Below are 22,243 nucleotides of genomic sequence, written 5' to 3'. Positions count from 1 at the left end.
AGAGGCCTTATACTATATGGTGTATCGCTTGAACGATATCATCAAATTGGAAACTATCCGATCGACCTTGCTTTAAAAATGTATTTATACCTTCTACTTTATTTTTACATTCAAAAATATAAGCATTTTCTTCGTTTTCTTGAATCGTTCCTAACTTAAAATACAATTCATTTTCTTTATAAATTGATAAAATTTTCCTCATTTCATTTGCAAGTTGCCAATGATGTGGCGAAACAATTTCTTCCATAATCCTACTTACTGAATCTAATACTGAAATTGCAGGATAATGACTAAGCGTTGCAAGCTCACGCTTTAATACAATATGTCCATCTAAAATACCACGTGCTAAATCTGGTACAGGACCATTTAAATCGTCCCCATCAACAAGCACCGTATAAATACCTGTTATAGATCCCTTTTGCGTTTTTCCGGACCGCTCTAACAGCTTCTTCATATAACTTTCCATTAACAGTGTTTTACCACCAATCGGTAACTCTTTAACAGCAATATCAACACTTCTACGGGCATCGGCGAAACGAGTAACAGAGTCCATCATAAGTAGTACGTTATTGCCTTGATCACGGAAGTATTCAGCAATAGACGTTGCGAGTTTCGCGGCACGAAGTTGCATAAGGTGACTTTCATCTGACGTCGCTACAACAACGACGCTTTTTCGCATCCCTTCCTCGCCTAACTCTTTTCGAATAAAGTCTTTTACTTCCCGGCCACGTTCTCCTACTAAACTAATAACGTTTATATCCGCTTTTGCATTTTTTGCTATCATTCCAAGTAAAGTTGATTTACCAACACCTGACCCAGCAAAAATACCAATCTTTTGACCGATACCAATTGTTAGCATAGAATCAATTGATTTTATTCCTGTTTCAAATACATCAGTAATCTCTTCACGTTCAAATGCATGTATAGGCGGCGCATCTAATTTTATTTTCTGTAATGGCACGTTTTCAGCGTCCTCATTTAACACTTCACCATTTGCACTTAACACTTTTCCGAGTAAGTGATTACCACGTGGTACAACAACATCTTCTGAAATTAATGTCACTGAATCTCCATAACATACTTTTTCTGTCTGTTCAAATGGAAGTAGCATATTATTTTCTTTTTCAATGGCAATCACTTCACATAAGACCTTATGTTCTCCAACGAAGCAAACATCTCCAATCTTCGCTTTCGGCCCTTTTGCTACGAAAAACTGTTCTTGTACACTATGAACTTTGCCTACTTTCGTATACAGCGGTGTTTCAATGAACTTATTCCATTTTTCGTTCTCATTCATTAACAGACGGCTCATACATTTTGCTCCTCAAATAACTTCTCTTCTTCCCATTTCTGACGAAGTTTCGCAAATATAGGTGCAAATTTAAATTCAAAGAACTCTTTCTCTTCTTCCAGAACAAATTCACCAAACTGCAGGGAGAAATCATATTTCCATTCTACTAATTGTAGCAACCAATATTCTTTCGTATTTTCCTTCTCTTCTTGAATACGTTCAAACGTTTCTGGATGTACTGTAATGATTAATTTTTCAAACGAAGTTGGCAATGTTTGCACGATGCCAGTTAAAATAGGTAACACATCAAGCAATCGTGAATCTACCGCTTGATTCACGATTTTTTCTGCTAGATGAAAAGATTGATCCCATAATAACTCTGTCCATTCATATGCTGTTTCTTGTTGTTCTTTTTGAAACTGCACACGCGCTGCTTCCATCTGTTCCATTTGTTCATGAATATGCATTTGAAATTGTTCTTTATCTTGTAATAACTGCTGCCGCTCTCGTTCTAGTATTTGCTTCTCTTGCCTTAGCTGATTCATTTCCATATGTAATGACTCTTGCTGGGCGCGAAGCTCTGCATGATCAGCTTGTAATTCTTCCTCTTCTATTTGAACTGAAGCTGGTTTTGGAAATTGTAATTCATACGTTTCTTCAGAAAAAGAAACAGAATTCTTCGGAATTCTGTTTTTAAATAAGGACATCCTCTTCACCTCTTTGAACGATAATTCTTCCTTCTTTCTCTAGCTTTTTCACTGTACCAGTGATCGTTTGCTGTGCTTTTTCAGCATCCGTCATCTTAAGCGGTCCTAAGCCATCTAATTCTTCTAGAATCATCTCTTTACGGTTTGAAGACATACATGTAAATAGTTTCTCTTTAATTTCTTCTTTTGCAATTTTAAGTGCTTTCGCAAGAACACCGTTATCTGTAATTTCTTCTAATACACGGCGAAGCGCAAGATCTTCAAGACCAAGTAAGTCTTCAAAGACAAACATATTTTCTTTAATTTTCTCAGATAACTCATAATCGACTTCATCCAGCTTTTGAAAGACTGTTTTTTCAACACCACGTGAAACATTATTTAAAATGTTTACGATTGTTTTCAAGCCATCAGTTTTATTAATTGCACTGAATGCCATATTATTTAATTTCGATTTTAACAACTCACCAATTTGATTAATTAATTCACCATCAACTTGTTCTAACTTCGCAATACCCATTACCGTCTCTACTCGTTTATGATCTGGCAATCTCTCAATTAATTGAGAAGCAAGCTGCGGTTTAATATAAGAAGCGATAATTGCAATTGTTTGTGGTGATTCATCATTAAGCACTGTAAGAAGTGGCTCTAAATCTGTAAGTGAATTTAAGAATTCAAATGGATTATCTTTGTTATACCAAAGGTCTTCCAATAATTTTTCCAGTTCGTCTTCTGGCATGTTTTTAAATATGCGACGAATGTATTCTTTATCTGGAGTGACTAAGTTCAATTCTTTTACATTTAGTTCATATAAGAACTCTCCCAGTACATTTTCTAACGTTTCTGGTTTATATACACGAAACTTCGCGATTTCACGAAGTAATACTTCTTTTTCCTCAGCTGTCATATATTCAATGACTTTTGCTGCCACCCCTTCTTCTAATGTACGAATAAGGATGGCAGCTTTTTCTTTGGAGGAGATTTCATCTAACATCGTTGTTCCTCCCTTACTGTCCGTTTAGCCATTTTTTAATTACTTTTGCAGTACCTTCTACATGTTCTTTCGTAGCATCCTGCACTTGTTCATCTAACGTTGGTTCTTTCGGTTCTTCTGGTTCAGGTTTTGGCTCTGGCACTATTTTTTCTTCAGGAATTCCCAAGATACTTTCATTACTTGCCGCAATTTCATCTTCTGCTAAGTATTCTTCATATTCCTCTTCTTCTTCTTTCTTTCTCTTACGTCTTGCTAATAAGAACCATACTAGACCACCGATCGCTAATAAGCCAGCTGTAATTCCACCGAATAACCACCAGTTCATGCCACTTTTTTCTGGCTCTTTCTCTTTTTCGACTTTCGGCTGATCGAACTGAACAGTTACAACGTTAACTTGACCATTTATAAAGTTACCGTTCGGATCAGCTTGCAGTCCTGCCGCTGTTCCGATTGCTTCTTTAAAAGTTGTCATATCCATTCTACGTTTTACTAGCGTATCATTATCTACCCATACAACAACATTTGTTTTCGTTAATTCTGGGTGTTTCTTAATTGTTTCAACTGTTTTATCTATTTCATAGTTTTCGATTTTGTTACCATTTTTATTATCATAGACAACTTTACCATTTTGATTATTGTTCGTACCGTAGTTTGGCACTTCACCGTTCGCTGTAATACCAGCACCTTGCTTCGGATCTGCCCCTTCTTGCGCAGTAGAGCTTTCCTCTTGCTCTTGTTTACTACGAAGTACACCTTTATCACCATATTTCTCTGACTGACGTGTAACTTCATCGTAGTTTACAGATACTTTCGTATTCACTTTATATTCATTCGGTTTAAACATCGTCATTAACGTTGCATCAATATCTTGTTTTAATTTACCTTCAAGTTGGTGCTGCATCTCTACTTCTTTCTCATAAGAAGAAGAACTACTAGAATGTGCTTCATCTGTCCCTTTTGAGATAACACCTTTTTTACTATCAATAACGCTTACTTCTTCTGCCTTTACACCAGGAACTGCTGCACTTATCATTTGCTGTATACCTGCAACTTGATCAGCTGTTAACAATTGGCCACGCTTCACCCCAATTGTAATCGCCGCTGTTCCTTTTGCTTTTTCTTCATCAAAAATTGTCTCTTTTTCAGGCAATGTAATTTGAACATTTGCCGTTTCAACTGTCGCAAAGTTTCTTACAATATCTTGCTCCAATTGCTTCTTCGTACCGACAATTTGCTTCATTTTTTTATCTTGCTCACTTGAACCGAGCGAGCTTTCTAATAAAATTTCCTCACCGCTTTTAGAATTAAACGGTAAGCCCATCCCATTCATTTCTTTTCGAACCCATGGAGCATCATTCTTTTGCACACGAATCGAACCATCGGCCGCTAATTGATAATCGACACCTAACTTCGATAATTCTGCTGTAATCTCTTGTTTATCTGTATCATTTAAATTTTGATATACAACAACATATTTATCTGGCAAGGTGAAGTATAAAAGTGCTCCTGTTACAATCGCTAAAAGCGCAGCACCAATTACTAACTTATGCCACGTTTTTAACGATCGGATAACATTTTTCATCTTTTCCATTTAAACACACCCGTCCACTTTCCTAAATTTGCATATTAATTAGTGACTTATAATTTTCAATAAGATTATCACGTACGAGAGCAGCTGTTTTCATTTGAGACTCAGCTTTCTTTTGCTGAATTAAAACGTCATGTGTTTCTCCTACCCCTTTAGTTAGTAAATCATATACTGCTGTTTGCGCATTGTTTTGCGTTTGATTCATATCTTCCAATAAATCAATAAACTTTTTCCCCTCAACTACAGATGTTTGAGAAGTTTTCGGTGCACCAATTGACTGAATTGCTCCAAATGGTTGTGTATGTAACATTGGTTGGATTTTCATATTACTATCTTCCCCCTTATCCTCGGCCGATTTCTAAATCTTTATCAAGCATTTTTTTATTCGCATTTAATACACTCGTATTTGCTTCATACATTTTTTGAGCAACCATAACATTCGTCATTTCAGCAGTTACATCAATATTTGGATAACGTACATATCCTTCTTCATTTGCGTGCGGATGCGTCGGATCATACACTAAATTTTCCGTTTTGTCTGCTTCAATACTTTTTATCTTTACTCCGTTAGTAGGAGCCCCATCTAACATACTTGCAAAACTATTGTTTGATTCTAGCACCACACTACGACGCTCATATAAATCTGTCCCCGGAGCCGCCGTCGTATTTGCATTTACAATATTGTTAGAAGTAACTTCCATCCACTTTCTCGCTGTCGTTAGCCCTGAGCCACTTGCATTTATTGCCTGAAACATCCGTTGTCTCTCCTTCTACCTTTAACGTCCGCGTGCCGCTTGGTTAATTGCATATTGTGTATTAATTGCGTTAATTGAAATACCGTATAACTGATTTGTTTTCATTAAATCTAGCATTTCTGTCGTTACATCCACACTATTTCCGTCTTTATTCGTTTGCATTGATTTTGTTTGAATCTTTGCATATGTATTTTTCGTATTTACTGTCGGCAAGTGCATTTCATTCGTTTGATATAAATCTGGATTACTCTTTAAATCAGCCGCATTGTTTTTATATAATGCACTACTTTTATTCATCTGCTCAGCAAATGTTACATCTTGTGCTTTATAGCCAGGTGTATTTGCATTTGCAATATTACTAGAAACAGTATTTCGTTTCGTCACTAAATAATTCATATAATGGCTTACATCACTCACTAAATCTGGCATATTCCACACCCTTTCTTTTCTAAATTAATAATCCACTGATAGAAGTTTCACTTCATTATTTATTTTCTTATATGCATTTATTAAAATATTTACTTTTATGTACCCCTACATATTTTATTCCATTTTTCCATTGTTGTCTTTAGAAAAATACAAAAATATAAAAAAGAATGCAAAAAACTGTATACACACAGTAATCTATACAACATTTCAATATATGAACTATAAACTAAAGTCCATTTTTCTATTATTTAGATTACTATTATTTTTCATCACAGTCATAAAATGAAACCTCAATCAGCGGAGTTCTTTATGTAAACGAAGGAATAGACCCCCTTTTAAAAGGGGAATCTGTTTCCAAACGTTATTATTAATATTTACCGTAAAATGAATTAGCCTTCATTCGTCCATCATTTGTCATAATCATTTCTTCCAAAATCTTTTGCTTATCCCGAATATGCTGTGCTGCCTTAATAATGAACGGGCTTACTTCTGCTGCAACTTGCGTACGCGTTTCTTCATCCAATGTCATCATCCAGCGATTTAACATCTCACTCTTCTCAGCAAACTCTCTGTCTGACACTTGCAATTCACCGATTTCATTAAAACAGCTGACAAACGTCCGATAAATATCATTGTTCATTTTCAAGTGCTCCGCGGTAACCGTCTATTAAATCTTGTAACACTTTCACAATTGCATCAATATCTTTCGCTTCACGCGTTACTTTCATCGTTTGAATTTGAATGCTAATCCAATCGTATAAACCATATAAGCTATCATATAAATCTTTCGTAATTTCAGGATTCAATTGAAGTTTTAATTCTTCAAAAATACGTTCTAACTTTTCAAGAAGTGCGTCCCCTTCTTGTAAGTTAAAAGTATGTAAAAGTTCTTCTAAATTACGAAACTCTACAATACACCTTTCATAAATAAAAATTGTATTTTTAATCGGATTACTCGTCATAATATCATTTTGCATATAACGTTGCCATGCTTGCATATGATCACTTCCTCAACTTTCATTAATCATCACTTTTTTGTTTTGTCATTGCTTTAATTGTTTTTAGTTGGCTATCAAGCGCCGCCAATGTACTTTCTAGCTTTTGATACTTCTTCACAATTTCATCTTGCTTTTGCAAGTTTTGCGTCTCAATATCTTTAATCTTTTTATCTAAATCACTTACACGTGAATCAATGTTTTTAACTCTCTCGCCCACTACGCCTTTATCACCGAATAGTTTATCAAGCGGTTCTTCCATCATTTTTCCTAAACCGTTAGAACTAAAGAAAAATTGCTTCGCTGCATCTGGCTTCTCTTTTAATGCTTTCGTTAACTTTTCGTCATCAATTTCCATCGTTCCATCTTGCTTTAATTGAATACCAAATGTGAATAAATAATTACCATCTTGAGAAAATGTTACGACATTGTTCATCGCTTGACGTACACTTTGCATAATAGCTTGACCTTGGAAAGCTCCACCTTTTCCAGCAAAGATATCTACTGTAGAAACAGCTTTATTATAATCAGCTACCATTTTTTTAATAACATTCGATGCATCTGTTACGTTTGAGTCATTTACTGTAAATTTTAGGTCTATACCTTTTGTTTTGGGATCTGTTGTTGTACCAGCATCTGGCGCTCCTTCTACTTTCGGCTCAGTTACCTTTAACAACTCAATTTTTACACCAGGAAGAGCTTCAATTGTATTAGTAGAACTTTCATCTGTAATACCATTAATACTATATTTAGCATTTTGTGCTTCATTGATTGTATTGAGCGCTTTGCCATCCGCGTTAGCTAAACCAATATCTTGAAATAGCGTAGATGTGTTCGCCTCAAACTTAATCTGTCCATCTGTTCCCTCTTTTTTCGAGGTCATGAAAATTTTATTTCCAAGTGTATAAGCTGATACGCCATAATCTCCATCATTAATCTTATTAATTAAATCTTTATATGTCATATCTGTTGTTACTTTTAATTCTTTACCGCCTAGTTTTAATGTTTCATCTTTAGGAAGCTTTGCATTTATATCTTTAATTTCATTAGAAGCTATTTGATGACGTTGCGCGAGCTGTGTAATTGTCATATTAAAAGTTCCTGCAATTGCACCACCATCAGCTTTTACATTAATATAACCGTCTTGTGATGTTGTTACTTTTTTCTCATTCCCTTTAAAAGCCGCTAAGTTTTTAAAAGTTTGTGTGAACGAGCTAAATTCTGATTTCAAACTTGTATATAACAATTTATCATTTGTAAGGTCGTTCTTTTCTTTCGTATACGGTGTCTTTTTCATATCTAACGCATTCATTTCTAATTCAACGAAGTGAGAAGTATCGATCATATTATTTCCAAGATTCCAAATCTGTTGTCTACCACCAATGCCTGTCATCGTTCCTGCCATATTTATCACTCCTTATTGTTTACATATAATCTAAAATACTCGTTTTACTCATCGTACTAACCGCTTTAAGCGTCGCTTCATACGTTGCATTTATATATGCCAAGTCAGAAATTGCGACCGCTAAATCAACATCCTCAATTTCTTTACGGTTTTCTTGAAGCGCTAAGTTTTGCTCGCTTAAAATTGTTTTAAACGTCTCCATTGTGTTCATTGTTGAACCAACTTCAGTTGTACGGTTAATGATGCCATCTAAGTTTTTCTTATTTTCTCCTAGTAACGGTTGTAACGCTTTTTGGTCACCTTTTTGCATTGCTTCGCTTATCTGTTTTAACGTTTTTATAACCGGGGATAATAATGCTTCTCCGTTACGGAATGCCTTTAATTCATAACCGTCATTTAGTTGCCAGTTCACATCATTTTGTCCACCTTGATACGTACCATCTTCTGTAAATGGTGGCTTCTCTGCGCTATCCCCACCGAAAATATAACGACCTTGCTCTTTCGTATTCGCTAAATATACAACTTGTTTTAAAATTTGATCAATCTCTGCACCGATGGCTTTCAATTCTTTTTCACCATTTTGCTCACTTATTGCCCGCAACATTAATTGATCTGCTCTTGTTAAAGATTTAAAAACACCTTGTAAAGTATTTTCAGTTTGTGTTAATACATTTTTAGAATCCGCTAAATCTTTTTGCATTTGTTCAATATTCGCCAACGAATGTTGAATCGCAAATGATTTACTTGCTGCTAGTGGATCTTCACTCATAAGAAGATTTTTCTTCCCTGAAGTTACTTGGTTTCTATGGTATTGTTGTTGCACATTCAAATCCATTAACTGATTCTTTGCCCAGTTTGCATTTTGAAATGTAGATACTCTCATTTCTATCTCCTCCTTATATATTTCCAATCAATTACTATCACTTATCGAATAATCGAAAATAGACTATCAAACACTTCATTCATCGTAGTAATAGCTTTAGAGTTTGCGACGAAGTATTTTTGGAAGGCCATTAAATTTACCATTTCCTCTTCCATATTTACCCCTTCGACGCTCATCTTTTCTTGCTGAATGCCTTCTAATAAGTCCCCATGAATTTTTTGATAACCATTTACTGCACTTTTATCAGATGCAACACGAACTATAAATTGGTCTAATGCTTGTTTATAAGAAAGACCTTCTTTATAATCTCCATCTGTAATTGCTGCTAGTTTATTTGCTGTTTCAGCAGATATTTTCATTTTCGAAATATCTTTTTGGAATTCTGGATTTAACTTCATATCTTTCGCATGATCTCCAACGAAGAAATCTTTTCCCATCACTGTATTCACTTGATTTTTCACTGAACTCATTAAGTCTTCAAGATTTTTTTTATAATCAACTATCTTCGCTTTCGTATCAATCGCTGACTTTATCGCCCCGCTAGTTACGGAGATTTCTGAACCGTAAATCTCAACTGACATTGGGTCTTTTTCTTTATTTAATTGAAGTGGATATGTATCTTGTCCATTTACTGTTAAAATACCATTCATTCTAACACTCGCGATATTAGGATTCATAGATTCATAAGATACTTCGATGTTTGCATACTTAGACATCTCTGTAACGATGCGATCTCGTTCATCTAAAAGTTGATTCGGCACTTGTGTACCTGCTTGTCCAATTTTATGATTCGCTTCTGCTAAACTAGCAGCAAGACGATTAAATTCATTAACATGCGCTTCAATATCTTCTGCCGTTTGTGCTTCCACTGTATCTAAGTTTTTCGCAAGACGATTCACTTGACTTGTGAACTTCCCAGTTTCAGAAATTAATGTATCGTAGTAGTTTGGTTGTTCTGGATTTTTTGCCACTTCACGAAAGGCATTAAAGAAACCGTCCATTAAACTAGATAATGAATTCTTTCCTGTCGTTCCAACCATAGACTCTACACGTGATAAAGTCGAATTCATGTAGTTATAGTAAGAGAGCTGAGATAATTGATCATTAAACTGCTTCGTCTTTACCTCATCAGTAATACGGTCAACACCTAGCGTTTGTACACCGTAACCAATTCTCTGTTCTGGCGTATGACCATTGCTTGCTCCAACAGATCCGTAATTCACCATTTGACGCACATAACCCGGTGTATGAATGTTAGACAAGTTTTGTTTCGTTGTTTGTAACCCCATTTGAGCCGCTAACATGCCTGATAGCGGTGTATTATAATCAGATAATCTCATAAAGCTTCACTTCTCCTTTACAATAGTTCGTTCATAAAGATTTGCGAATTATTGTTTCGCTCTAAGTTATATTCAGAAACAGAATCCACAATACTTTCTGTAGTTTTTAATAGTACGTTTAAGTAATATTGATTTTTCAAAAGAATCATTTTTACATTCTCTTCTAATCCAATTACATTTTTTTGTAATTCTTCCATTTTTTCAATTTCTTCTTGAGAAAAATACGAAAATAACGCACTTACACGAAACGATTCAACTCCTTGTTCTTTACAGAAATGAACAACCATTTCTTCAAATGAGCTTGATAACCCTTTTAAACCATCAATGTACTGCAATTGCTCTACTTGTAACTTTTGAACTGCATTTACATTTTTATTTTTTAAATTCTCATATATTTGCTCTCCAAGCGCTTGAATATTTTCATACGCTTTTTGAATAATAACGAGTTTTTCATATAATTGTATGTACATATAGCTTCCTTCCTTTTACAAGACTAAATTCACAATTAAACCATGGATTTCTCCAATTTGATTTAACATTTCTAAATGTCCTGTTTTCGTATTAATTAAATTCATAACATCTTCTAATTCATTCAATCCCATTTCTGCCTGTTTCACAATCGTCATTTTCTGTGAATATCCGTAACGTGGGTGACGAGACATGACATCTTTATACTGCAATACATTATCAACGTAAAAATTCAAAAATGATTTTACTGTATTTTTGTATTCCATTACATTATCAAGCGTTAATTCCATTTCAATTTTCTCTTTAATTTCTCCAATATTATCGACAAACGCTTCCATTTGTTCTAGCAATTTATCTTTTTTCGGATCTGCATGCAAATTATCCGAAAATGCAAGTCCTGTCCTGACATTTGCTTCTTTCGGCATTTGAGTAGCAGGCGGTATATGCGATAAAATTGGATTATGCGAGATAGAACGTAGCATATATATCACCTATTTATTTTTTTATTTCTTCCTAAACTTAATCGTAAAATCCAGTTATTTATAATTATACTCTGAACAGTAATATTTTGCAGTTATTTTTTATAAAAGATATGTTACAATTTAGCATGAGGTGGCACAATTCTATGAATATTTTCCTTTGTGGTTCAAATCAATTAACAGCATTAGATCAAGAAGAAATTAAAAAATTTTTAACTGACTATGCTCACAAACATAAAATTTACATATTATGTTATAAATCTATTGAAAATGAGGTTCTTCGTTTTTTCGTTGAGAATGAAAGACTCGCTCAAAATTTATGCCTTTACACGCTGCAACCATTGCAAGCAATAACAGATGAATTTCAAGAAGTCGTTGATTACTTAAAAAAACACGGAGCCGAATATGTTGCTTTCGATCATCCTTCTGACTCCATTTACCGATCAGATTATATGTTTTTTGTTAAACAAATTATTGAAGACACTGATTTAGTTCTCTGTTTTTATAATGGGGACAAACATACATCTGTCATCCCTGTCGATGTTGCAAAAGAAGCAGGTATTGATGCTGTCATTTATGATTTACCAGGATTACATGAAAAGCAAATGAAAAAAAGCTTTGAACAAAAAATTCGTATGATGTAAAGGGGGCGGCACAATATCATTATTGTGCCCATTGTAAATATGATAATTGAACAAGATTATGATCATTTTATCGCGAGTTTTAAACAACAATTCAATATGGATATCGCTTCGTATAAGCAAGATAGAATGCGCCGTAGAATCGATGCTTTCATTTCGAGAAAAGGCTTTGAAAACTACACTAATTTTTTAAACAAATTACGTGCTGATCAAAATTTATTTTTAAATTTTATTGACTATATTACAATTAACGTTTCAGAGTTTTTTAGAAATAAAGAACGATGGCAAACTTTAGAGTCGAAAGCACTACCTAAATTACTCGAACAAAATAGCGGAAAATTAAAGGTATGGAGTGCCGCTTGCGCTGCTGGTGAAGAACCGTATACACTTTCTTTAATTTTATCAAAGCATCTAGCTCCATTTCGTTTTGAAATTCAAGCAACAGATCTTGATTTTCATATTTTAGAAACTGCAAAACGCGGTCAATATACAGAACGTTCGTTAAAGGAATTACCTAATGATTTGAAAGAACGTCATTTCACAAAAGAGAATGATCTATATTCATTGCATCAAAACATTAAACAAAACGTCTCGTTTAAACAACATGACCTTTTAATGCAGTCATTCGATACAAATTATGATTTGATTATTTGTCGCAACGTAATGATTTATTTTACCGAAGAAGCAAGAGTAAAACTTTATGAAAAATTTAGTCGTTCTTTACGAAAAGGCGGCGTACTATTTGTTGGTAGTACGGAACAAATTTTAACACCCGAACGTTACAATCTTCAGCGGTTCGATACATTCTTCTACGAAAAAATATAAAAAAGGTCGTCACAATAGAGTGACGACCTTTTTACATAACTCGAATTAAAATAATACCGACAATCCATATAAAGAGAAAAAGAAACGTCATAGACCATTTATGTTCTTGCATCGTTTGTTTTAACGCCTGTGACAATTGTGTCATGTTCATTTCCGCAAGCGCTCTCCATACACTTACATCCCGATCTTTAGCAATGCGGTCTGTAACGCTAATTAAAATTGTTTCGTTAGACAATTTCGTTATATAAGCAGTAATAACCGTTACCATCAAATTTATATTTCCTTCTGAAGAATCACTTTCCACTCTAGAAATAAGTGCGCTCACATCTAGTAACGGAATATGTACTTTTCTACCAAATGATAGTTGTACTTCAGCGAAATCATATGTTCCATCTAACAAAGGAAGGTCTTTTATATGCGCCTGCTTAACAAGCCCTTGTAGGCTTCTAATTACTTGTTCAAATATTTTTTCTGTTTGCTTACCTTCTCCAGATAACGTATGTAGCTTTTTAAAAAGTTGTAACACTGTATCCATCTCTTTAGAAAGCATTTCCTTCATAATCTTTCCATCACTTAAACTTGCAAGTAAAATACCTATTTCATTATTTTTCGAAATAATTTTAGACTGTCCAGTAAACACTAAATTGCTACGCTTTCGTTCTTTCTGGATTTCATGCTCCGAAATAGCTACAGGCTGTTTTAATGGTTGTAACGCCTTATCTTCAATTGTCGTACGTTTAATCTCCATTTAAACGCCTCCACTACTATGAAATAATTAGCCCCATTCTTTATTACTCTTTAAAACTAAAAACAGTACGAATAAACCTGACATGATGGTAAACACATCAGAAGCTTGCACTCCCTGTTCACCTTTTTCTTCTTTCTTGTCTTTCGGTTCTTCTTTTTGTTCTTTCTTTTTAGAGGCAACTTGTTTGTTATTTTTCTCTTTTCGGTCCTTCGCCTTATGTACTTCCTTGTTGTCTTCGAACGGCTCTTTTATAACGTAAGTAAATTCCTCTTGCTCTTTCAACGGTTCTTTTATAAACTTATTTACTATCTCATCCTGCTTCGGAATTTGAACAACTGGCAAATTTTCTTCTGGAAGCGGGTTTTTGACTTTCGAATCTTCTTGCTTCTCATTTTCTTTCTTATCTTCTAATTCATTTTCTAGTTTATTATCTAATTTTTCTTCTTTCTCTTCTATCTTTTTATCATCTTCGTTTTTTGGCGCCAAAACAGAAATGGTATATTCACTTTCCTCAACAAGTTTATTACCTGCTGCATCTATTATCTCTACAAGTAATTCATATGGCCCAGCCGGCAATGCTTCTGTTATTTCAAATACTTTTTGCCAATCCATATCATGCTTGTTGTAGTCTAATAAAAAGGAAAGCTCTTTATTTTCTTTCCCTTTTAATGTAACGCGCACTTCTTTTACAACCGATTCTATATCTGACGCTTTTACTCGTATATGTATAGAATCTCCCTGTTTTCGTTCAACTAAGTTCTCTTTTACTTCATCAATAGTAACTTTCTGTAACTTTGGCAATTCTTTATCTATAGTTGGCGTTTCATTTTTAATACGAATGAGCGGGACTTTCAATTCATTTTTTATGAGGTCTTCTTTCTCATTCTCTTTGTAACTTTGAACGAGCTGAAGATTCCAATCACCTTGCAAATCAAAATCCCCTGCTTTATAGTTAGCAACCCACCTCTTCGTTTCTTCATCATACTCAAAAGATAGCATTCTTTCTTGCGCATATTGCTCGCCATTTTTTTGTAACTGCAATATACCTTTCATGCTTTGAATGTTTTTCCCATTTGGTTCTACAGCAATTCGCACTTCTTCGCCAACTTTAAGCTCCGGCTTATTTACTGTAACAATTCCTTGTTCCGTTTCTATCTTTCTTTCACCCAATTGTTTATTTACTACTTCTTGTTGTTCTACTTCTTGTTGTTTTACTTCTTTTTGTTCTACTTCTTTTTGTTTCTCTTCATCTTGTTTCGTTTCCACTTGCTCTGACTTTTCTTCTTGTACATTCACTTCATTTATTTTTTGATCTGACTCAATTTGTTCTTCAGCCTGACTTTGCAAGGGGAAGAACAAGCACACATGTATGCATAGCCAACTCATTAGAAAAAACTTTACGTTTTTCATCTACTAGTTCAAACTCCTATTTCAATGCCTTATAGTGATTTCGTCACTTTTACTCCGAAAAATCCATCTACATTTACAAGTTCACCATACGCCACTAATACATCATTTACATAAATACGAATCGGTTCATCAATATCCTCATCTAGTACAACTGCTTCATTTTCTTGTAAACATAATATATCTTGAATTGTTTTCACTGTACTTCCAAATACAAATTTCACGTTCATTTCTACATTTTGTAGAATGGACGTGTCCATATATACTGGCTCCATTTGTTTTACTTCTTTAAATTCAATAGGTTGCACAACTGGTTCTACAATTTTTTCTTCTTCAATTTCTTCTGTTGCAATCTCTTCTTCCACCATTGGATACAGAAGTCGCCTTACCATTTCTTTCGCTTCAGAAATCGGCAAAATTTGATACATTTTCGATTGAAGCAGATCGCCAATTTCAAGATTGAACGTAATTTGAACGAGTTCGTCCACTTCCATTGACTCTCCCAAATACTCCATTTCTTCTTTTAACGTTACAAATTTAACATTTGGCGGCGTCATGTCCATTTTTTCTTGGAACATTTCTGACATCGCCGTAGCAGCGTGCCCCATCATTTGGTTCATAATTTCTTTAATACCGCTCAGTTCTAATTCAGTCAACTCTTTTTCCGGATCAACTTCCCCTGTTCCCATCATCATTAAATCTACCATTGTTAAGGCGACATCTTTCGTAAATACGAATACATTCTCATTCTTTAGCCCTTCAACAAAGTCAACATTTAAAATAACAAATGGCACTGGTACTCCATCATAATGACGAACATTGATTGCTTCCACATTTGGTGTACTAATTGTAACTGGCTGATTTAAAAGCGTTGACAATACTGTTGAAGCGGAACCAATTGAAATATTTGCAATTTCACCAAGCACATCTTTCTCTTCTTGTGTTAAATGCTCTTTTTCAACTTCTTCTACAATCTCAGTTTCCACTACTTCTGCTGTCTCGTCTTTTTCTTCTACTCCACCAGATAATTGCATTAATTTATTTACCATTTGTTTCGCATGCTCAACAGAAACAATTTGTACAAGTTTAGAGTTTACAAGATTATCTATCTTTAAATCAAACGACACTTTAACAATCGTATGATTTCCATCGATTTCAGAGATTTTCTCCATTTCTTCTGATAACTTTACAACTTTAATCGTCGGCGGAGACATATCTACTGTATCTTGGAAGAATTCCGACATAGATGTAGCTGCGAATCCCATCATTTGATTCATCGCTTCTTGTACAGCACTTAGCTCTAATTCACCAAGTTCTTTTCCGTCCTCCACCTCGCCTGTTCCCATCATCATTAAATCAGCAATAGACAATGCAACATCTTGCTTAAGGACAAGAAGGTTTTCCATATCTAATCCTTTTGTAAAGTGAATGTTTAATACAACATGTGGAACTTCGACATCTCTTGAATCATATAAATCTACCAACTCTATGCGAGGAGCAGTAATGCTTACTTGCCTATTTAAAATTGTTGATAATACAGTCGAAGCTGAACCAAATGATATATTTGCAATTTCGCCAAGAATATCGCATTCTTGAGGCGTTAAATGCTCATTTTCTTTTTCTAGCACAATCGTGCTCGTATCCCCTTTTGTGTGTTGCTCAGGCATTTTCCCTGCCTCCTCATTTCTGTTTTTCTATCAAATGATATAAACTCTCATTTGATTTTAGCAAACTTATTATATAAAACGTTAATATGTATTTATTGCCATTATTAGAGTAGTAACGATTAGTCAAAAAGCTCCCCAATTGTATACAAGTGGGGAGCTTTCCTTCATTCCTATTATAAACCTTCTGGGTTTAAAATGAGGACCACTCGTCCATCACCGAGAATCGTCGCACCAGAGAAATAATTAGAACTCTCTGCAAAGAAGTCACCTAATGACTTTAAGACTATTTCTCTTTGACCGATAATTGTGTTTACAATAAGTCCATAGCTGCGATGTGTATTACGAACAATTAACACAGGAACCATTTGACCATCATATGACGCAAACGCCTCATCTACTGTTTTTTCACCAAATACAGTACTTAAATGTTTCACTTCAATAATTTGATTACGATAATTTAACACATCTTTTCCTTGTAAGGATTGGATGTCTTCTTTCTTAATTCGAATTGCTTCAACGATATTTCCAAGAGGTAAAGCATAACGCTTATCATTCGTTTGAATAAGCATAGATTGAATAATAGACAACGTTAACGGAAGTTCAATTCTAAATGTACTTCCCTTTCCTTCCTCAGAATCAATAATTAAATGTCCACCTAAACTATGAATCGTATGTTTTACAACATCTAATCCGACACCGCGTCCAGAAAGATCTGATACAACTTCAGCTGTACTAAATCCTGGTTGGAAAATAAGATCAAACACTTCACGATCTGTTAATCTATTCGCATCTGCTTCAGTTACAACGCCATTTTTAATCGCTTTTTCTAATACTTTCCCTTTATTAATACCGTTTCCATCATCCGTAATTTGAATAACGACATGATTTCCACTATGAAAAGCTTCTAATTTAATAGTACCTGTCTCATTTTTACCTGCATCACGTCGTTTTTCAACAGTTTCAACACCGTGATCGATTGCATTTCGAATTAAATGAACGAGCGGATCACCGATTTCATCAATAACAATTTTATCTACTTCAGTATCTTCACCTGTAATTTGTAAATCGATTTTTTTCCCTAAATCTTTCGCTAACATACGTACCATACGCGGGAAACGATTGAACACAGTTTCAATTGGCACCATACGCATATTTAATAGTACATTTTGAATATCTTTTGAAATATCGCCTAATCGATTTAAATGTTCAATTAGTTCCTTGTTTTGAATCGTTTGAGCCAATTCATCAATGCGCCCACGTTCAATTACACTTTCTTCAAACATATTCATTAATCTTTCAATTTTCTCTAATTGAACACGAATTGAACGATTCTCCACTTTAGCATTTTTCGTTTTTGTAGTACTTTTAGCTGGCTGATTCGTTGCCACTATCGGTGATTCTACCTGCGTAGCCACAGCTGGTTGTAGCGTTTCTTCTACTTGCACAACTTCTTGTGTAACGACTTTTTTAGAAGCTACTTCCCTCGATATAGGTTCTCCTTGCTTTACTTCCACTTTCTCAATTTCAGAAACATGAAGTACTACTTGTTTCAATTCTTCTATACTACAATCCGTATCCATAAATACTGTAAATTCAAATCCGAAAGCATCTGCTTCAATTTCTTCAATACTCGGAGCTGTTTTTTGTATATTCCCCACATTTTGTAATGCTTCAATACACATAATGGCACGTACTGCTTTTAAAATTGCTTGCTGTTCAACTGTTATATGCACTGCATGCGAAACTGCATCATCGTTGTCTATATGATTTTGCTCTATATGTTCCGTAGGAGTTTCTACATTGCCGTTCAATAATGCTTCTAATTTCTGTTTAGTTGAGACTACATCAATATTGCCCATTCCACCTTGTTGCACATCTGCAACCATCTTCTCCAAATTATCAATGCACTCAAAAATCACATCAATAATATCCGCATTTACAACTATATTTCCATGACGAATTTCATCTAACACATTTTCCATCTTATGCGTTAAATCAGCCATTTCCGTAAATTCCATGCTCGCAGACATACCTTTGAATGTATGAGCGGATCGGAATATTTCTCCTACAACATCCATATCAGCAGGATTTTGTTCTAACACTAGCACATTTTCATTTAGCGACTGTAAATGTTCTTCTGACTCTTCAAAAAATATATTTAATAGATCTGTTTGCATTTTTATCCCCTACCTGTCTAACAAACATTTCATTTATGTATAACAATTTAGTGTTTTACAATGAGAAAAAAGGGGGCCACACGTCGATCCGCTATCACTGTTTTGATTCCTTGTGGCACCCCTTCTATATTAACTATTTGCTACTTTTGTTAAAGCTTCAATTACACGATCCGCTTGGAATGGCTTTACAATAAAGTCTTTTGCCCCGCCCTTAATTGCATCTAATACCATACCTTGTTGTCCCATTGCAGAACAAATAACAACCTTTGCACTTGAATCAATTTTAATAATTTCTTTTAATGCTTCAAGCCCATCCATTTCTGGCATAGTAATATCTAATGTTACAATATCAGGTTGAAGCTCTTTATACTTTTGAATTGCTTCTACCCCATTCTCTGCTTCGCCAATAACTTCAAATTCAGCATTACTTTTTAATAAGTTTTTAATCATCGTTCGCATAAACATCGCATCGTCTACTACTAAAATTTTATGTGCCATTCTTTTTAATTCTCTCCTTCTATGTATAAATATATCTTAATATTTCACCTTATCATTCTCACTCATTATACAAAATAAAATGATAAAATTTAATATTTTTTTAAAAGAATTTTCGTATTTTTATTATTTTATTATTAAAATAATAATATACTACTCTTTTATATAAATAACAACGCGACGGTTTTTTTCCCAGTTTTGCGGTGAATCATTTGGTACAATTGGCTTTGTGTCTGCATATCCTACCGCAGCTAGCCTTTTATCATCCACATTATACACTTCAATTAAATGGTGAATCATATTTGCCGCTCGTGCTGAAGATAACTCCCAATTTGAAGGGAATTTCTCGTTATGAATAGGTCTACTATCTGTATGTCCCTCTACAACAATTGGGTTAGGTACGGATTGAAAAAATCCAACTAATTGACTTATTATCCCTTTCGCTTCGGGCTTAACGTTTGCATCGCCTGTATCAAATATTAAATTATCTACTATAACGACGCTTACCCCTGTATCCTCTCGATATACATTCACTTGACTAATACCGTTATTATCTACATACGCTTTTAACTTCTTATATAATTCATCCATTCTCTTTTTTGAGATCATCTTTTCATCATTTTTTTCATGTGAAATATCCGGTATTGTATTTTCCATTACTTTTGCATCTACTTGCCCCGTATCACTAAACTTTTCAAGCATCTTTGACAATTTTACTGCATCTTGCTTTGATGTAGCAACTAGTAATACAAAGAAAGTTAATAATAACATTGTTAAATCTGTAAAAGTCGTCATCCAACGAGGCGATCCCTTTTGCGGTCCTTTACTCATCATACCACTCCTTGAAATATTAGGCTGCTCCTTTTACCTTTTTTACCTTTGTTTCGTATACGTATGTATCCAGTTTCAACTTTAATTTAGAAGGGATTTGTCCACGATACAATTCTGAAATTGCTTCTATTACAAACTTCTTCTCTGTATATAAATCTTCAATACCACGATATACTTTTTCCGCAAGAGGGATTGCAATCATATTCGCAAGTACGGACCCATATAATGTCGTTAACATCGCAACTGCCATCCCCGTACCAATTTGCGATGTATCTTGTAAGTTTTGGAGCATAATGATAAGACCGATTAACGTACCAATCATTCCCCAAGCTGGAGCAAAATCACCAATTTTATCTAATAATGCTGCTCCTTTTCTTAACTCATACACTTCCGTTTCAATATCTTTCAGTAACACTTCTTTTAATTCATCTTCATCGTAACCGCTTAACATTAATCGAATTCCTTTTTGAATAAAAGGATTGTCTACTTGCTCTCCATCAACCTCTAAAGAAAGCAAGCCGTGCTTTTTAGACTTTTTCGAAAAATCGACAAACAAATCCGTTAACTGTTCTAAATCTTCTTCTCTTCTATGTAAAACAGTAAAAATGCTTTTCGTATATTTTTTTATTTCTCCAAATCGATATGCCACAACAATTGTCGCTGTTGTTCCCCCTATGACAATTAAAATAGATGAAACATCTAAAAAGTTTTTAAAAGCTTTTATTCCACCGCCGCCAAGCATAATTGCTGCTATCACTATAATGAACCCTACTATAATGCCCACTGGGCTAGAAATATCAAACTTCCTTTTTCTTCTTTGTGGTCTAGCTAATACTTGATTTTTCTCTCCCATATTTCTGCCCTTTCCTTTCCATTTTTATATAACATTTTTTTATTTTAATAATACGTTTTCACATATAACATGTATTATACGCTTATCATCTGTTTATCGCAATATACTCATGAAATTGACACATTTCATTTCTATATTAGAATTATAGTATGGATAAATGAGGAGGATCACGATGGAACACAACATTTTACAAGTCATTGCATTAGCAGAAAAACTAAAATATGAAATGCGACATAGCTGGCTTTCTAACGGACGTCAAGAAAGTGTTGCCGAACATACATGGCGTATGTCTCTAATGGCTATTTTAGTTGAACCTTATTTGGATCAAAAAGTAAATATTGAGAAATTACTTAAGATGGTTATTATTCACGACCTAGTCGAAGCCGAAGCTGGTGATATCCCTGCTTTTGATACGATGAATAGTCACGAATTACAACTACAAAAACAAAAAAATGAACTAGAAGCTATTTTAAATATTAAACAAACATTAACAAGTTCTCTCGGTGAGGAATTATATGACTTATGGATGGAGTTTGAAGCGAAAGAAACGTACGAAGCAAAAGTTGCTAATGCACTCGATAAACTTGAGGTGAAAATCCAACATAACGAAGCTGATATTGATACGTGGTTACCAATTGAACATAAAATGACATTCCAAGTAGCAAAGCATACAAACTTTGATTCTTTCCTATCTAAATTACAAAAAATTATTGAACAAGATGGAGAAAAGAAGTTAATTGCTGCCGGTATTGATGTTGAGGCATGCAAGCAATAATGAAATAAGACACTCAACAAGAGTGTCTTATTTCATTATTGTTGATATAGCCTGCTTATAAATAAGCTGTTGTTTTCCATCCACTAATATTAAAACTGTAAATTTATCTACTCCAACAACTTCTCCTACTATTCTAACGCCACTCTTTAAGAAAATTGTAACTGTACCTTTTTCTTCTTTTATTTGTTTATACAATTCTTCCTGTAAATGTTCCAATTACTGTCCTCTCCTTCTCGTGAAACATCTTAATATAAAAAACTATAAATTTTTTATTTATGCACTTTGTCTTTTCCATTCATAAACTTATTAATTAGTATATCTAAATCTCGGCTAAATAACAAAACTTTATCATGATCCAATCCGTGTCTCGCAACAAGTTGAATTAACTCTTTCTTTTTGTTTTCTATTTTATTTTGTAATTGTCCCATCTCCATCTCTATACTAAAACTCCCTTTTCCCATAATATTACTTGTAAAATTATAGTACATATTCT

At 34.3% G+C, this 22,243-nt stretch carries 26 protein-coding genes; 3 read left to right on the top strand and 23 right to left on the bottom strand.

Annotation, left to right across the window (positions count from 1 at the left end; genetic code table 11):
* Positions 1–7: 7 nt before the first annotated feature.
* The 14 genes from fliI to NZ044_RS08450 form a co-directional block, all read right to left on the bottom strand.
* Positions 8–1,312 (bottom strand): flagellar protein export ATPase FliI, encoded by a 1,305-nt coding sequence (gene fliI / locus NZ044_RS08515; RefSeq protein WP_079245321.1) that lies wholly within the window; start codon positions 1,310–1,312, stop codon positions 8–10.
* Positions 1,309–1,998 carry a FliH/SctL family protein gene (locus NZ044_RS08510; protein ID WP_000051687.1) on the bottom strand — a complete coding sequence of 230 codons (690 nt, stop codon included), beginning with the start codon at positions 1,996–1,998 and terminating at the stop codon, positions 1,309–1,311. Before NZ044_RS08510 ends, fliI begins: the two co-directional genes overlap by 4 nt.
* Positions 1,985–2,989 (bottom strand): flagellar motor switch protein FliG, encoded by a 1,005-nt coding sequence (gene fliG / locus NZ044_RS08505; protein WP_000883364.1) that lies wholly within the window; start codon positions 2,987–2,989, stop codon positions 1,985–1,987. The genes NZ044_RS08510 and fliG overlap by 14 nt, the downstream gene beginning before the upstream one ends.
* A 13-nt stretch (positions 2,990–3,002) precedes the next feature.
* Positions 3,003–4,580, bottom strand: coding sequence for a flagellar basal-body MS-ring/collar protein FliF (fliF, locus tag NZ044_RS08500; protein WP_340949669.1), 1,578 nt, complete (start codon positions 4,578–4,580; stop codon positions 3,003–3,005).
* Between the two features lie 22 nt (positions 4,581–4,602).
* Positions 4,603–4,902 carry a flagellar hook-basal body complex protein FliE gene (gene fliE / locus NZ044_RS08495; RefSeq protein ID WP_000701672.1) on the bottom strand — a complete coding sequence of 100 codons (300 nt, stop codon included), beginning with the start codon at positions 4,900–4,902 and terminating at the stop codon, positions 4,603–4,605.
* A gap of 16 nt (positions 4,903–4,918) precedes the next feature.
* On the bottom strand, positions 4,919–5,332 hold the full coding sequence (flgC, locus tag NZ044_RS08490; protein WP_000484685.1) for a flagellar basal body rod protein FlgC: 414 nt from the start codon (positions 5,330–5,332) through the stop codon (positions 4,919–4,921).
* Positions 5,333–5,353: 21 nt separating this feature from the next.
* Positions 5,354–5,761, bottom strand: a complete 408-nt coding sequence (gene flgB / locus NZ044_RS08485) for a flagellar basal body rod protein FlgB (protein WP_016077909.1) — start codon at positions 5,759–5,761, stop codon at positions 5,354–5,356.
* Positions 5,762–6,128: 367 nt separating this feature from the next.
* A complete protein-coding gene (locus NZ044_RS08480; RefSeq protein ID WP_001058090.1) occupies positions 6,129–6,401 on the bottom strand; it encodes a hypothetical protein in 273 nt (90 codons plus the stop codon).
* On the bottom strand, positions 6,391–6,759 hold the full coding sequence (locus tag NZ044_RS08475; RefSeq protein WP_016077910.1) for a flagellar export chaperone FliS: 369 nt from the start codon (positions 6,757–6,759) through the stop codon (positions 6,391–6,393). The genes NZ044_RS08480 and NZ044_RS08475 overlap by 11 nt, the downstream gene beginning before the upstream one ends.
* A gap of 22 nt (positions 6,760–6,781) precedes the next feature.
* Positions 6,782–8,161 carry a flagellar hook-associated protein 2 gene (locus tag NZ044_RS08470; protein ID WP_016077911.1) on the bottom strand — a complete coding sequence of 460 codons (1,380 nt, stop codon included), beginning with the start codon at positions 8,159–8,161 and terminating at the stop codon, positions 6,782–6,784.
* Positions 8,162–8,180: 19 nt separating this feature from the next.
* Positions 8,181–9,044, bottom strand: coding sequence for a flagellar hook-associated protein 3 (locus tag NZ044_RS08465; protein WP_098506780.1), 864 nt, complete (start codon positions 9,042–9,044; stop codon positions 8,181–8,183).
* A gap of 41 nt (positions 9,045–9,085) precedes the next feature.
* Complete coding sequence (gene flgK, locus NZ044_RS08460; protein ID WP_098506781.1) at positions 9,086–10,384, bottom strand: flagellar hook-associated protein FlgK; 1,299 nt, start codon at positions 10,382–10,384, stop codon at positions 9,086–9,088.
* 17 nt (positions 10,385–10,401) lie between these two features.
* Complete coding sequence (locus NZ044_RS08455) at positions 10,402–10,854, bottom strand: hypothetical protein (protein WP_098506782.1); 453 nt, start codon at positions 10,852–10,854, stop codon at positions 10,402–10,404.
* Between the two features lie 15 nt (positions 10,855–10,869).
* Positions 10,870–11,334: a YaaR family protein gene (locus NZ044_RS08450; protein WP_000946323.1), complete on the bottom strand. Its 465-nt coding sequence runs from the start codon at positions 11,332–11,334 to the stop codon at positions 10,870–10,872.
* 143 nt (positions 11,335–11,477) lie between these two features.
* On the opposite strand from NZ044_RS08450, the gene NZ044_RS08445 reads away from it, so the two are divergent.
* On the top strand, positions 11,478–11,975 hold the full coding sequence (locus NZ044_RS08445) for a flagellar motor switch protein FliG (protein ID WP_001020110.1): 498 nt from the start codon (positions 11,478–11,480) through the stop codon (positions 11,973–11,975).
* A gap of 39 nt (positions 11,976–12,014) precedes the next feature.
* Positions 12,015–12,797 (top strand): protein-glutamate O-methyltransferase CheR, encoded by a 783-nt coding sequence (gene cheR / locus NZ044_RS08440; protein WP_000582876.1) that lies wholly within the window; start codon positions 12,015–12,017, stop codon positions 12,795–12,797.
* A gap of 31 nt (positions 12,798–12,828) precedes the next feature.
* On the opposite strand, the gene NZ044_RS08435 is transcribed toward cheR, so the two are convergent.
* From NZ044_RS08435 to NZ044_RS08405, 7 genes are all read right to left on the bottom strand, one after another.
* The gene (locus NZ044_RS08435) at positions 12,829–13,545 is read right to left on the bottom strand and encodes a hypothetical protein (RefSeq protein ID WP_098506783.1); all 717 of its coding nucleotides are present in this window, start codon (positions 13,543–13,545) and stop codon (positions 12,829–12,831) included.
* A gap of 27 nt (positions 13,546–13,572) precedes the next feature.
* The gene (locus NZ044_RS08430; protein WP_098506784.1) at positions 13,573–14,955 is read right to left on the bottom strand and encodes a transglycosylase; all 1,383 of its coding nucleotides are present in this window, start codon (positions 14,953–14,955) and stop codon (positions 13,573–13,575) included.
* A gap of 29 nt (positions 14,956–14,984) precedes the next feature.
* The gene (locus NZ044_RS08425; protein WP_098506785.1) at positions 14,985–16,619 is read right to left on the bottom strand and encodes a flagellar motor switch protein; all 1,635 of its coding nucleotides are present in this window, start codon (positions 16,617–16,619) and stop codon (positions 14,985–14,987) included.
* Positions 16,620–16,792: 173 nt separating this feature from the next.
* A complete protein-coding gene (locus NZ044_RS08420; protein WP_044783888.1) occupies positions 16,793–18,796 on the bottom strand; it encodes a chemotaxis protein CheA in 2,004 nt (667 codons plus the stop codon).
* Positions 18,797–18,925: 129 nt separating this feature from the next.
* Positions 18,926–19,294, bottom strand: coding sequence for a response regulator (locus NZ044_RS08415; protein ID WP_000940568.1), 369 nt, complete (start codon positions 19,292–19,294; stop codon positions 18,926–18,928).
* 150 nt (positions 19,295–19,444) lie between these two features.
* Entirely contained in the window at positions 19,445–20,122 is a 678-nt protein-coding gene (locus NZ044_RS08410; RefSeq protein WP_000033627.1) for an OmpA family protein, read from the bottom strand.
* A 19-nt stretch (positions 20,123–20,141) separates the two neighbouring features.
* Complete coding sequence (locus NZ044_RS08405; protein ID WP_000504191.1) at positions 20,142–20,975, bottom strand: flagellar motor protein MotP; 834 nt, start codon at positions 20,973–20,975, stop codon at positions 20,142–20,144.
* 172 nt (positions 20,976–21,147) lie between these two features.
* On the opposite strand from NZ044_RS08405, the gene NZ044_RS08400 reads away from it, so the two are divergent.
* Positions 21,148–21,750, top strand: coding sequence for an HD domain-containing protein (locus NZ044_RS08400; protein ID WP_000400770.1), 603 nt, complete (start codon positions 21,148–21,150; stop codon positions 21,748–21,750).
* A 27-nt stretch (positions 21,751–21,777) separates the two neighbouring features.
* Here NZ044_RS08400 and hfq read toward each other — a convergent pair whose 3' ends face one another.
* On the bottom strand, positions 21,778–21,966 hold the full coding sequence (gene hfq, locus NZ044_RS08395) for an RNA chaperone Hfq (RefSeq protein ID WP_000400665.1): 189 nt from the start codon (positions 21,964–21,966) through the stop codon (positions 21,778–21,780).
* Between the two features lie 53 nt (positions 21,967–22,019).
* Complete coding sequence (locus tag NZ044_RS08390) at positions 22,020–22,238, bottom strand: aspartyl-phosphate phosphatase Spo0E family protein (protein WP_000291690.1); 219 nt, start codon at positions 22,236–22,238, stop codon at positions 22,020–22,022.
* Positions 22,239–22,243 lie beyond the last annotated feature (5 nt).

Origin of the sequence: Bacillus sp. FSL K6-1338, from assembly GCF_038006965.1 — a bacterium.
Taxonomy (GTDB): domain Bacteria; phylum Bacillota; class Bacilli; order Bacillales; family Bacillaceae_G; genus Bacillus_A; species Bacillus_A thuringiensis_S.
This window is presented reverse-complemented; position numbering and strand designations above follow the sequence as displayed.